At 63.2% G+C, this 12,569-nt stretch carries 10 protein-coding genes; 5 read left to right on the plus strand and 5 right to left on the minus strand.

Translation table 11 applies throughout. The annotated features are described in order from the left end of the window. Positions 1–94 precede the first annotated feature (94 nt). On the plus strand, positions 95–1,057 hold the full coding sequence (locus ACESL9_RS00120; protein ID WP_372610438.1) for a phosphotransferase: 963 nt from the start codon (positions 95–97) through the stop codon (positions 1,055–1,057). A gap of 4 nt (positions 1,058–1,061) precedes the next feature. Here the strand turns inward: ACESL9_RS00120 and ACESL9_RS00125 are convergent, their stop codons facing one another. Together ACESL9_RS00125 and mutS are read right to left on the minus strand one after the other, a co-directional pair. Then, the gene (locus tag ACESL9_RS00125; RefSeq protein WP_372610436.1) at positions 1,062–1,970 is read right to left on the minus strand and encodes a histone deacetylase family protein; all 909 of its coding nucleotides are present in this window, start codon (positions 1,968–1,970) and stop codon (positions 1,062–1,064) included. Then, positions 1,967–4,570, minus strand: coding sequence for a DNA mismatch repair protein MutS (mutS, locus tag ACESL9_RS00130; protein WP_372610434.1), 2,604 nt, complete (start codon positions 4,568–4,570; stop codon positions 1,967–1,969). Before mutS ends, ACESL9_RS00125 begins: the two co-directional genes overlap by 4 nt. A 155-nt stretch (positions 4,571–4,725) precedes the next feature. Between mutS and ACESL9_RS00135 the strand changes: the two genes are divergently transcribed. Beyond that, the gene (locus tag ACESL9_RS00135) at positions 4,726–6,981 is read left to right on the plus strand and encodes an NADP-dependent malic enzyme (RefSeq protein WP_372610432.1); all 2,256 of its coding nucleotides are present in this window, start codon (positions 4,726–4,728) and stop codon (positions 6,979–6,981) included. A gap of 5 nt (positions 6,982–6,986) precedes the next feature. Here the strand turns inward: ACESL9_RS00135 and msrA are convergent, their stop codons facing one another. Continuing rightward, entirely contained in the window at positions 6,987–7,646 is a 660-nt protein-coding gene (gene msrA, locus ACESL9_RS00140; protein ID WP_372610431.1) for a peptide-methionine (S)-S-oxide reductase MsrA, read from the minus strand. A gap of 142 nt (positions 7,647–7,788) precedes the next feature. Between msrA and ACESL9_RS00145 the strand changes: the two genes are divergently transcribed. Then, complete coding sequence (locus ACESL9_RS00145) at positions 7,789–8,697, plus strand: D-amino acid aminotransferase (protein ID WP_372610429.1); 909 nt, start codon at positions 7,789–7,791, stop codon at positions 8,695–8,697. After that, positions 8,697–9,410, plus strand: a complete 714-nt coding sequence (locus tag ACESL9_RS00150) for an HAD family hydrolase (protein ID WP_372610427.1) — start codon at positions 8,697–8,699, stop codon at positions 9,408–9,410. The genes ACESL9_RS00145 and ACESL9_RS00150 overlap by 1 nt, the downstream gene beginning before the upstream one ends. A gap of 130 nt (positions 9,411–9,540) precedes the next feature. Here ACESL9_RS00150 and ACESL9_RS00155 read toward each other — a convergent pair whose 3' ends face one another. Beyond that, on the minus strand, positions 9,541–10,821 hold the full coding sequence (locus ACESL9_RS00155) for an argininosuccinate synthase (RefSeq protein WP_372610705.1): 1,281 nt from the start codon (positions 10,819–10,821) through the stop codon (positions 9,541–9,543). A 50-nt stretch (positions 10,822–10,871) separates the two neighbouring features. Here ACESL9_RS00155 and ilvA point away from each other — a divergent pair, with 50 nt between their 5' ends. Further along, positions 10,872–12,119: a threonine ammonia-lyase IlvA gene (ilvA, locus tag ACESL9_RS00160; RefSeq protein WP_372610425.1), complete on the plus strand. Its 1,248-nt coding sequence runs from the start codon at positions 10,872–10,874 to the stop codon at positions 12,117–12,119. 28 nt (positions 12,120–12,147) lie between these two features. Here ilvA and ACESL9_RS00165 read toward each other — a convergent pair whose 3' ends face one another. Further along, positions 12,148–12,480, minus strand: coding sequence for an Hpt domain-containing protein (locus ACESL9_RS00165; RefSeq protein WP_372674372.1), 333 nt, complete (start codon positions 12,478–12,480; stop codon positions 12,148–12,150). Between the last annotated feature and the right edge of the window lie 89 nt (positions 12,481–12,569).

Raw genomic sequence — 12,569 nt, forward strand, 5'->3', positions numbered from 1 at the left:
TTGTCGCGCCACCATATCCGCGCCCGTCGCAGGGTTCAATTCGCCTCGTCTCATTTGAGTTGACGCGGCCCCATGCCCACCGGATGCTGCGGCCATGACCATCCTCGACAAGGACAATATCAAGCTCTACCCCGACGCGGCGCTGGACGCGCTGACCCGGCTCGAAACGCTTCTTGGCCAGATCCTCCCCGGAGCCGACGTCGAGCAGGCCCTGCGCCTCGTTCCCGGGAAACGCGCGGTTTTCCGTGGCCGCATGGCCGGGCACGACGTGGTGTTCCGCCTGCCGCTCGACGAGGCCAACCGCAAGGGCTTTGCCGAGGAATGGAACGAACTCACCCGTGCATGGGGCCACATGGCACAGGGTGCGAGTCGGGTGGCCGAACCGCTCTTTTTCGACCCTGACTCGGCGCTGATCGTTATCGCGCATGTCCCCGGCGAACCACTCCTCATGCATCTTTGGTCACTCGACGCCCCCGATCGCCTGCCCCTCGTCACCCACGCTGCCGGGTGGCTTCACGCCTACATGGCACCCACGATCACAAGCCGCGGCATCAATCGCCGCCCCTGGCGCAGATGGGCCGCCGCCGCCACCGCGAAACAGACCCATCCCGAACTGGCCGGGATAGAGACCCGCATCCTGCAAAAAATGCACAAGCTCTCGCGCCAGATGGGCGATCCCGACTGGCGTGTCGCCGTCCCGCACGGCGATTTCCACCTCAACAATCTGATCCTCGATGGCGACACGCTCACCGGCATCGACACCGGCGGCTCGAACCGGGCACCGATCTACAAGGACATGGCCCGCGCCCTCACCCACATGGCACGGCGCGGGATGCTGCCCTCGGGCCAGCGGCGCTTCGGCGTGGACGCGGGCGCGCTCGACGCCTTCACGGGCGCTTTCGCCCTTTCGGAGCGCGAAACCGACGCCTTCCTGCCCTACATGATCGCCTACGAGACCCTGATCCGCGTCGAACATCCGCAGATGTCGGCCGACCGCATCGCCCACGCGCGCGCCATGTCCGAAGCCCTGTTCGAGGATCTGCGCCAAATCACCTGAACCGTCACGCCACCCTCAATGCCTGAACATGCGCCGCCGCGCTCCGGCCAAGCGCATCGAGGTCATAACCTCCCTCCAGCACCGAAACCACGCGCCCGCCGCAATGCAGATCAGCCATGGCGCAGAGCTTTTCGGTCAGCCAGACAAAATCCTCCTCGACCCAGTTGAGGTTGGCAAGCGGATCGTCGGCATGGGCATCGAATCCCGCCGAGACAATGATCAGCTCCGGCTGGAACGCATCGAGCCGTGGGAAAACCGTCTCCTCGTATTCCGCCCGCATGACCGCCCCGTCACTTCCCGGCGCCAGCGGCACGTTCAGCACATTGTCATGCGCGCCGCGCTCGCTCGGGTCGCCCGTGCCCGGCCAAAGCGGCATCTGCTGCGACGTGGCAAGGAACGCCCGCGGCTCATCCCACAGCAGATCCTGCGTGCCATTGCCATGATGTACGTCGAAATCCACCACCGCCACCCGGCTCAGGTCATGGAAATCGAGCGCGTGTTTGGCCGCGATAGAGACGTTTCCGAACAGGCAGAACCCCATCGGCCGCGCCGTCTCGGCATGGTGGCCGGGCGGGCGGGTGGCGACAAAGGCATTTTTCACCTCGCCTGACAGGACCGCGTCCACCGCGGCCACGGCACCGCCCACGCCCCGCCGCGCTGCCTGCATGCTGCCTTCCGACATATGCGTGTCGGCATCGAGCGGCCCCGGCCCATGCGTCGCGATCATGTCGAGATACTTGCGCGGATGACAGCGCAGGATGTCCTCGTCCCGGCCGAGCGGCGCCTCGCGCCGATCCAGCGTGTCGAAATGCGCCAGCGCCGCCTCGACCGAACGCATCCGCGCCACCTGCTCCGGGTGGCCCGGTGGCGTGACGTGATTCAAACAGTCGGAATGGGTGAACAGTACCGTCATGTCTTTAGTGCCTCTTTCAGTTCATAGAGTGCCTGCAACGCCTCGCGCGGCGTCATTTCATCGGGATGAATCGTCTCTAACATGGCCTCAATGGCGCTTTCCTTCGCCACCGACGCGGGCGCCTCGACCGGCATGGCCGCGAAGAGCGGCAGATCGTCGATCAGCGCCTTCTTGGCATTGCCGCCCTCGCGCTCCCCCTTTTCCAACGCCTCGAGCACCACCTTGGCCCGTGCCACGACCGCCGGGGGCAGCCCTGCCAGCTTGGCCACCTGCACGCCGTATGACCGGTCCGCGGCGCCTTTGCGCACCTCGTGCAGGAAGATCACGTCGCCTTCCCATTCCTTGACCGCCACGGTCGCATTCTCGACCCGCTCCAACTTGGCCGAAAGCCCGGTCATCTCGTGGTAATGCGTGGCAAAGAGCGCCCGGCAGCCGTTCACGTCATGCAGATGCTCCAGCGTCGCCCAGGCGATCGACAACCCGTCATAGGTCGCCGTGCCGCGCCCGATCTCGTCAAGGATCACCAGCGCATGATCGTCCGCCTGGTTGAGGATCGCCGCCGTCTCGACCATCTCCACCATGAAGGTCGAGCGCCCCCGGGCAAGATCGTCACTGGCCCCCACCCGGCTGAAAAGCTGGCTCACCATCCCCACATGCGCCGCCCTGGCCGGCACGAACGATCCCATCTGCGCCAGCACCGCGATCAGCGCGTTCTGCCGCAGGAAGGTCGATTTCCCCGCCATGTTCGGCCCGGTCAAAAGCCAGATATCCTCGTCGGTCCCAAGGCTGCAATCATTGGCAATGAACGGCTCGCCCTCGGATTTCAGCGCCTGCTCCACCACCGGATGCCGCCCGCCCTCGATCACCAGCGCGCGGCTGTCATCGACCTTCGGCCGACACCAGTTCTCACCCCGCGCCAGATCGGCCAGCGCCACGCTGAGGTCCAGTTCGGCCAAGGCCCGGGCAGCGGTGAACAATCGGTCGGAAACACCAAGAATGGCCTCACTCAGCCAGGAATAGAGCCGCTTTTCGATCTCGATCGCCCGCCCCCCGGCATTGAGGATCTTCGTCTCCATCTCGGACAGGGGCACCGTGGTAAACCGCACCTGGTTGGCCGTGGTCTGGCGATGCTTGAATGCGTCGTTCCCGTGCATCTTCTCGGCATGGGTTGCCGTCACCTCGACGAAATAGCCCAGCACGTTGTTGTGCTTGATCTTCAGGCTCTGAATACCTGTTTCGCGCTGATATTCCGCCTGCATCGCGGCAATCACCCCGCGCCCTTCGTCCCGCAGCCGGCGGCAGTCGTCCAGTTCCTCGTCAAACCCTTCTGCGATGAAGCCGCCATCGCGCGCCAAGAGCGGCGGCTCGGCCACCAGCGCCCGGTCCAGCAGGTCGAGCAGTTCCCCGTGCCCCTCCAAGTCATCCACCGCCCCGGCCAGAAGCCCAGGCAGCTCCTCCCCGGCCAGCGACGCGGCTATCGCCTCGGCCTGGATCAACGCATTTCGCACCGCGGCAAGGTCGCGCGGCCCGCCCCGCTCCAACCCCAGCCGCGACAGCGCACGGTCAAGGTCCGGCACGCGCCGCAGCGCCTCGCGCAGATTGTCCGCGATTCGACCCTGATCCAGCGCAAATTGCACCGCATCGAGCCTGTCGCGCACCACCTCCAGCACCCGTGAGGGCGACGACAACCGCCGCTCCAGCAATCGCGCGCCCCCGGCCGTCACCGTCCGGTCGATCGCCGCCAGGAGCGAACCCTGCCGCCTGCCCGAAAGCGACCGGGTCAACTCGAGATTGGCCCGTGTGGCGGCGTCGATCTGCATCACCCGCGCAGCACCTTCGCGCACCGGCGCGCGCAGGATCGGCAACTTGCCTTTCTGCGTGATCTCGAGCCATTCGACAATCGCCCCCATGGCCGACAGCTCCGCCCGCCCGAACGCCCCGAACGCATCGAGCGCGCCAACGTCGAACAGCGCCTTGAGCCGCTTTTCCGCCGACCCGGAATCAAATGCCGACCGGGCCAATGGCGTCAACGACGCCCCCGATTCAGTCACTATTCCGGCCAGATCGCCCTCTTTCGCCTCCGACACCACCACTTCCGACGGCATCAGCCGCGCCAGTTCCGGCCCCAGCCGCACCGGCGCAAGCGGCATTACGTGAAACGCCCCCGTCGAGATATCCACCCAGGCCAGCGCCGCCTCGTCCCTGACCTCGGCATAGGCGGCGAGGTAATTGTGCCGCCGCGCTTCCAGCAGGCTTTCCTCGGTCAGCGTCCCTGGCGTGACAAGCCGCACCACCTCGCGCCGCACCACCGCTTTCGATCCGCGCTTCTTTGCCTCGGCCGGGTCTTCCATCTGTTCGCAGACCGCCACCCGAAACCCCTTGCGGATGAGCGTGAGCAGATACCCCTCGGCCGAATGCACCGGCACCCCGCACATCGCGATATCCTCATCGAGATGTTTGCCCCGCTTGGTCAGCGCGATATCCAGCGCCTCGCTCGCCGCCACCGCATCGTCAAAAAAGAGCTCATAGAAATCGCCCATCCGGTAGAACAGGAGCGCCCCGGGATACTGCGCCTTGATCTCCAGGTACTGCGCCATCATTGGCGTGACTGCGGATTTTGCGGATGTCACGAAAGCCCCCCGGTTTCCCTTTTGCCGACCTTACAAACCCCGCTCGCGACGCGAAAGGGCTTGTTTGTGTTGAGACGCGCCCCGGCCCCGTGTAAGAGACCCGGACCCCAGCCGAGGCGAACCCGATGTCCAAGACCAAGTACACCCGCGAAGACGCGCTGCAATTCCATCTCGAACCCACCCCGGGAAAATGGGAGGTGCAGGCCACCGTTCCCATGACCACCCAGCGCGACCTGTCGCTCGCCTATTCCCCCGGCGTGGCCGTGCCCTGCGAGGATATCGCCGAAAACCCCGAGCTCGCCTATGATTACACCAACAAGGGCAACCTCGTCGCGGTGATCTCGAACGGCACCGCGGTCCTGGGGCTTGGCAATCTCGGCGCCTTGGGCTCAAAGCCGGTGATGGAGGGCAAGGCGGTGCTCTTCAAACGCTTCGCTGATGTCAATTCGATCGACATCGAGCTCGACACAGAAGACCCGCAGAAATTCATCGACGCGGTCAAGCTGATGGGCCCAACCTTCGGCGGCATCAACCTCGAAGACATCAAGGCCCCCGAATGCTTCATCATCGAGCAGACGCTCAAGGAAGCGATGGACATACCCGTCTTTCACGACGACCAGCACGGCACCGCCGTGATCTGCGCCGCCGGGCTCATCAACGCGCTGCATCTCTCGGACAAGAAGATCGAGCATTGCCGCATCGTCCTCAACGGCGCGGGGGCCGCCGGTATCGCCTGTATCGAACTGCTCAAGCGCATGGGCGCCAGGCATGAAAACTGCATCGTCTGCGACACCAAGGGCGTGATCTGGCAGGGCCGGACCGACGGCATGAACCAGTGGAAATCCGCCCATGCCGTCAACACCGAGCTACGCACCCTCGAAGAGGCGATGAACGGCGCCGACGTGTTCCTGGGCGTGTCGGTCAAGGGCGCGGTGACGCCCGCCATGGTCGCCTCGATGAACGACAACCCGGTCATCTTCGCCATGGCCAACCCCGACCCCGAAATCACTCCCGAAGAGGCACACGAGGTCCGCGAAGACGCCATCATCGCCACCGGGCGCAGCGATTATCCCAACCAGGTCAACAACGTCCTGGGCTTTCCCTATCTCTTTCGCGGCGCGCTCGACATCCACGCACGCGCCATCAATGACGAGATGAAGATCGCCTGTGCCGAGGCATTGGCCAAACTCGCCCGCGAGGATGTGCCCGACGAGGTCGGCATGGCCTATGGCCGAAAGTTGAGCTTTGGCAGAGACTACATCATCCCCACCCCGTTCGATCCGCGCCTCATTCACACCATCCCGCCCGCCGTGGCGCGCGCGGGCATGCAGACCGGCGCGGCCCGGCGCCCGATCATCGACATGGACGCCTACGAGCTCACCCTCAAGAGCCGGATGGACCCCACCGCCTCGATCCTGCGCAGCCTCAACGCCCGTGCCCGCGCCGCCCAGGCCACGATGATCTTTGCCGAAGGCGACGACCCTCGCGTGCTGCGCGCCGCCGTGCAATATCAACGCTCCGGGCTGGGCCATGCGCTCATCGTCGGGCGCGAATCCGATGTCAGGGCCAAGCTCACCGAAGAGGGGCTGGCCGACGCGGTGGACGAGCTTGAGATCGTCAATGCCGCCAACACGCCGCATCTGGCCGATTACAAGGAATTCCTGTACCAGCGGCTGCAACGCAAGGGCTTTGACCGCCACGACATCCACCGCCTCGCCGCGCGTGACCGGCACGTATTCTCGGCGCTGATGCTGGCCCATGGCCATGGAGACGCGCTTGTGACGGGCGCGACCCGCAAGTCGGCCCATGTCCTCGATCTGGTCAACCACGTCTTTGACACCGACGCCGCCCATGGCGCCGTGGGCGTGACCGCGGTGTTGCACAAGGGCCGGATCGTTCTGATCGCCGACACGCTGGTGCATGAATGGCCCGACGAAGAGAACCTTGCCACCATCGCCATGCGCGCCGCCGATGTCGCCCGCCATCTCGGGCTCGAACCCCGCGTCGCCTTTGCCAGCTTCTCGACCTTCGGCTATCCACGCTCGGAACGAGCCGAGAAAATGCACCTCGCCCCCGAGGTTCTCGACCGGCGCGGCGTCGATTTCGAGTACGAGGGAGAAATGACGGTCGATGTGGCGCTCAATGCGCAGGCGCAACAGAATTACCCGTTCTCGCGCCTCACCGGCCCGGCCAACATCCTCGTCGTGCCCGCGCGCCATTCGGCCTCGATCTCGGTCAAGCTTATGCAGGAAATGGCCGGCGCCACCGTGATCGGCCCGATTCTCGCAGGCGTGGACAAGTCGATCCAGATCTGCTCATCCAACTCGACCGTGAACGACATTCTCAACATGTCGGTGCTGGCCGCCTGCAAGGTCGGCTGACCGGTTCAGCCGGTAAAGGGTGCCGCGCTTCCCCAAAGCTCGCGCACCTTGTCGTCACGCCCACAGGCCTCGCGATAGAACTTGTAGGCGGATGCCTTGCTCTTGGGCCCGGCTCGCGTCAGGACCAGTTCCTTGCTCTTGTAATAGTCCTGGTGGTAATCCTCCGCGACCCAGAATTTCCGGGCCTCCAGGACCGGCGTCACGATCTTCTGGCCCAGCTCCGCCTGCGCCTCGGCCTTTACCTCTTCGGCAAGTGCCTTTTCCGCATTGTCAGAGACGAAAATCGCCGTGCGATAGCTCTCGCCCCGGTCACAGAACTGCCCGTCCGCATCGGTCGGATCAATCGAGCGAAAGAACATTTCCAAGAGTTGCTCGCGGCTCACCTCATCGGCGTCAAACGTGATCTCCGCGGCCTCGTAATGCCCGGTTCCCCCGCGCGTGACCTGCTTGTAGGTGGGGTTGTCCACGTCGCCGCCGGTATAGCCGGACACGACCTCGATCACGCCCTCAACACGCTCGAAATCGGCCTCGACACACCAGAAGCACCCGCCCGCCACCACCAGCGTTTCGCGTGGCCCGGCCTCGGCCCGTGCGCATTGCAGCAGAACCGCAACCCCGATCAACAGGCTCAGTGCAAACGGCTTCATATCCTTCATCGACAGCATCACAGATACCTCCTTTCACCACAATGCCGCGAACCCCTGGCCCCGCCAATCCCCCGAAATGCGAAATCACGCACAGGTGAGGGCGCGTGACCCCTTGGCATCGCGCCTCAAATCGCTAGCGTTCCACTCAAAGGAGACCGCGATGCAAGACCACGTCACCACCCATCAGGCCCAGGAGGACGCCCGCAACGAAGAGATCCTCATCTGGCTCAACGGCCGCCTTGTCCCCAAGGCACAGGCCATGGTCAGTGTTTACGACTCCGGCTTCATGCTGGGCGACGGCGTGTGGGAGGGGCTGCGCCTCTACAACGGCACATGGGCCTTTCTGGGTGAACACATGGACCGCCTGTTCGAAGCCGCCAAGGCCATCGACCTCGACATCGGCATGACCCGGGACGAGGTGATTTCCGCCTTGTTAGAGACACAAAAAGCAAATGGCATGACCACCGATGCCCATGCCCGCCTGATGGTCACGCGCGGGGTGAAGACCCGCCCGTTCCAGCATCCTTCGCTCTCGCGACAAGGGCCGACCGTGACGATCATCATGGAGCATTCCAAACCATCGATACCCCGCCCTATCCGCCTTGCCACCGTGCCGCATATCCGCGGCCTGCCGATGACGCAGGATCCGAAGCTCAACTCCCATTCGAAGCTCAACTGCATCCTCGCCTGTATCGCCGCCGAAAAGGCCGGCGCCGACGAGGCGCTGATGCTCGATATCCACGGCTTCGTGAACACCACCAACGCCTGCAACTTCTTCATTGTCCGCAAGGGCGCGGTCTGGACCAGCACGGGCGATTACTGCATGAACGGCATCACCCGGCAAAAGATCATCGACCTTTGCCGCGAAAACGACATCCCCGTCCATGAACGCAACTTCTCCCTCGTCGATACCTATGGCGCCGACGAGGCGTTCCTCACCGGCACGTTCGGCGCCCAGACCCCTGTGGGCGAGATCGACGGCCGGCAGATCGGCACCGGCGACATGGGCCCCGTCACACTGCGCCTGCGCACGCTTTACAAGGCGCTCGTCGAAAAGGAGAGCGCCTGATGCGCATCGCCATGTGGTCCGGCCCCCGCAACCTCTCGACCGCGATGATGTATTCATTCGGCGCGCGGCCAGATTTCGCGGTGATCGACGAGCCCTTCTATGCCGCCTATCTCGCGAAAACCGGCCTCGCCCATCCGATGCGCGACGCTATCCTCGCCGCGCAACCACAAGACCCCGCACAGGTCGTTGACGAATTGTCAGGCCCTGTTCCGGGCAGAAAGCCGCATTTCTATCAAAAGCACATGACCCAGCACATGCTGCCCGCGATCCCTCGCGACTGGATGTCCGAGGTGGTCAATGTCTTCCTCATCCGCCACCCCGCCCGCGTGGTCGCCAGTTTCGGCGCGAAATACGACAACCCCACGCTGGGTGACATCGGCTTTGCACGGCAGGCCGAGCTTTTCGATCACACCCGCGCTTTGGGGCAGCCCCCCATCGTGATCGACAGTGCCGACATCCGCCGCGACCCCGAGGCGATGCTGCGCAAACTCTGCGAGGCAATCGGGCTGCCCTTCGATCCGGCGATGCTCTCCTGGCCAGCGGGCGGCCACAAGGATGATGGCGTCTGGGCACCGCATTGGTATGGCTCGGTTCACCGATCGACCGGCTTTGCCGCGGCCGAGGGCCCGCTCCCCGAACTGCCCCCGGACCGCGCCGCACTGGCCCGCGATGCGCTCCCGTTTTACGAAAGATTAGCCGAAGTTAAGATTTGATTGCCAAAATCGACCGCGCGCCCGGTTAACCCCGGAATTCCGCGTTAGCGGCATACGCAAAACAGCCGGGGGGTGCACGCATATCACCCCCCTTTGCCCCGAGACCCGAGGCACTGTTAACCACCGGCAATCATTCGCCGCCGACCCGGTTCTTGCGCATCGCCAACAGCCGCAAGCGCAACGCGTTGAGCTTGATGAACCCGGCCGCGTCCTTCTGATCATAGGCGCCCGCGTCATCCTCGAAGGTCACGTGTTCCTCCGAGTAAAGCGAATACTCCGACCAGCGCCCGACCGTCCGGGCCAAGCCCTTGTAAAGCTTCAATCTTACCGTGCCGGTCACGTAGTCCTGGCTCTTGTCGATCAGCGCCTGAAGCATCTCGCGCTCGGGGCTGAACCAGAAGCCGTTATAGATCAGTTCCGCATATTGCGGCATGATCTGATCCTTGAGATGCATCGCGCCGCGGTCCATCGTGATGCTCTCGATCCCGCGATGCGCCTCGAGCAATATGGTGCCGCCGGGCGTTTCATAGATGCCGCGGCTCTTCATCCCGACGAATCGCCCCTCGACAAGATCAAGCCGCCCGATCCCGTGCTTGCGCCCATATTCATTCAATGTTGTCAGCACCTTGGCAGGACTCATCGCCACGCCATTGATGCTCACCGCGTCGCCTTTTTCAAACCCGATCTCGATGAATTCCGGCTGATCCGGCGCATCCTCGGGATGCACCGTGCGCTGGTAAACATAGTCCGGCGCATCGACGGCCGGATCTTCCAGCACCTTGCCCTCGGACGAGGTGTGCAAGAGGTTGGCATCGACCGAGAACGGCGCCTCGCCGCGCTTGTCCTTGGCGATGGGAATCTGGTTTTTCTCTGCGAAATCAAGCAGCTTGGTGCGCGAGGTCAGATCCCATTCGCGCCATGGCGCGATCACCTTGATGTCGGGGTTAAGGGCATAGGCCGCCAGCTCGAACCGCACCTGGTCATTGCCCTTGCCCGTCGCCCCATGCGCCACTGCATCGGCGCCGGTCTCCGCCGCGATCTCGATCAAACGCTTGGAAATCAGGGGACGCGCGATCGAGGTGCCCAGCAGGTAGAGCCCCTCGTAAACCGCGTTCGCCCGGAACATCGGAAACACGAAATCGCGCACGAACTCCTCGCGCACATCCTCGATATAGATGTTCTCGGGCTTGATCCCCAACATCTCGGCCTTTTCCCGCGCCGGCTCAAGCTCTTCACCCTGGCCCAGGTCGGCGGTAAAGGTCACGACCTCGCAACCATATTCGGTCTGGAGCCATTTCAGGATGATCGACGTATCAAGGCCCCCGGAATAGGCCAGCACAACTTTCTTCGGCGCGGACATCGCTGTTCCCCTCGTTTGTTTGACCGCGCGATAAAGGGTTTTCCGCGGCAGGGCAAGGCGCAGGGCTTGCCTGCATCCGCGCTCTGCGCCACACAGGACGAATGAGCTTTCGACAGGATTTCCATATCCGGGCCCGTGCGGCCGAACGCGCCATGCGGCAGGTGTTTCCCGAAACACCGCTGCAACGCAACGTTCACCTTTCCGAAAGATTCGGCTGCGATCTTTACCTCAAGCGCGAGGATCTTTCGCCGGTGCGATCCTACAAGTTGCGTGGTGCGTTCAACGCCATGCGCAAGGTTCTGGATGCAGCACCCACGTCGCGGCTCTTCGTCTGCGCCTCTGCGGGCAACCACGCGCAGGGGGTGGCCTTCATGTGCCAGCATTTCGGCGTGCGGGGCGTAATCTTCATGCCGGTGACAACACCGCAACAGAAGATCCAGAAAACCCGCATCTTCGGCGGCGACACGATCGAGATTCGCCTGACCGGCGACTATTTCGATGACACGCTGGCCGAGGCGCAGCACTTTTGCGCAACCGAGGGCGGGCATTTCCTCGCCCCTTTTGACGACGACGACGTGATCGAGGGGCAGGCTTCGGTTGCCGTGGAAATCGCCGACCAGTTCGACGGCGCCCCCGATCGCATCGTCCTGCCCGTCGGCGGTGGCGGGCTTTCGGCCGGCGTGTGCCAGTACTTCGGCGATGCTGTACACTACAGCTTCGTCGAGCCAGAGGGCGGTGCCAGCCTCGCTGCCGCGATCCGCGCCGGTGGGCCGGCCACACTCGAAAAGGTCGATAGTTTCGTCGACGGAGCCGCTGTCGCAAGGATCGGGCAATCACCCTTCAAAACCCTGAAAAATATCAACATATCAGATGTTTATGCAGCACCCGAAGATCGCATCTGCACCACGATCCTCGACATGCTGAATGTCGAGGGCATCGTCCTTGAACCGGCCGGCGCCTTGGCTGTCGATGCACTGATCGACATGGCCGACCAGATCGCGGGAAAGCGCGTCGTTTGCATCACCTCTGGCGGAAATTTCGATTTCGAACGCCTTCCCGAGGTCAAGGAGCGCGCCCAGCGCTTTTCCGGGGTCAAGAAGTATTTCATCCTGCGCCTTCCCCAACGCCCCGGCGCATTGAAGGAATTTCTCAATGTCCTCGGCCCCTCGGACGATATTGCGCGCTTCGAATACCTCAAGAAATCAGCGCGGAATTTCGGATCGGTCTTGATCGGGATCGAGACCACGAAACGGGAAAACTTCGACACGCTGTTCTCCCGGCTGGACGAGGTGGGCTTCACCTACAGGGACATCACCAACGACAATATCCTGGCCGAGTTCCTGATCTGACATGATGAGCCAACAGTGGCACCCGGCTTCACGCTGTGTCGTTATTTTCCAGTGTTTTCAGGAAAGTGGCTTTGGAGGCATCATAAGTCTGGATGACCTCGCACAGATCGATCGACGTGTAATCCCCGGCGGCAGAGGCCGCCTCGCCCTTGGCGCAAAGTTCGGAGAAGGCGGTGAAACCAAGGTTCAGCGCACTGCCTTTGAGAAAATGCAAACAGCATTCGAGCTTGTCCGCGGGCAAGCCGGCGCGAAGCCTTTCCATGGCCTCTTCCACTTCTTCAAGAAACAGCTCGACGACTTCATCGAAATCCTCTTGACCGATGTCGTTGCGAAGTTCAGCTATCTTGTCCCAGTCAATCATGGCTCGTCTCGAAAGAGTGTTGGCATGGTCGAAACATGCCGCAACAATGTTAATCGATCCTTTTCACCTGGCCGAAACATCAGTCTGAA

Origin of the sequence: Aquicoccus sp. (assembly GCF_041686535.1) — a bacterium.
GTDB lineage: Bacteria > Pseudomonadota > Alphaproteobacteria > Rhodobacterales > Rhodobacteraceae > Aquicoccus.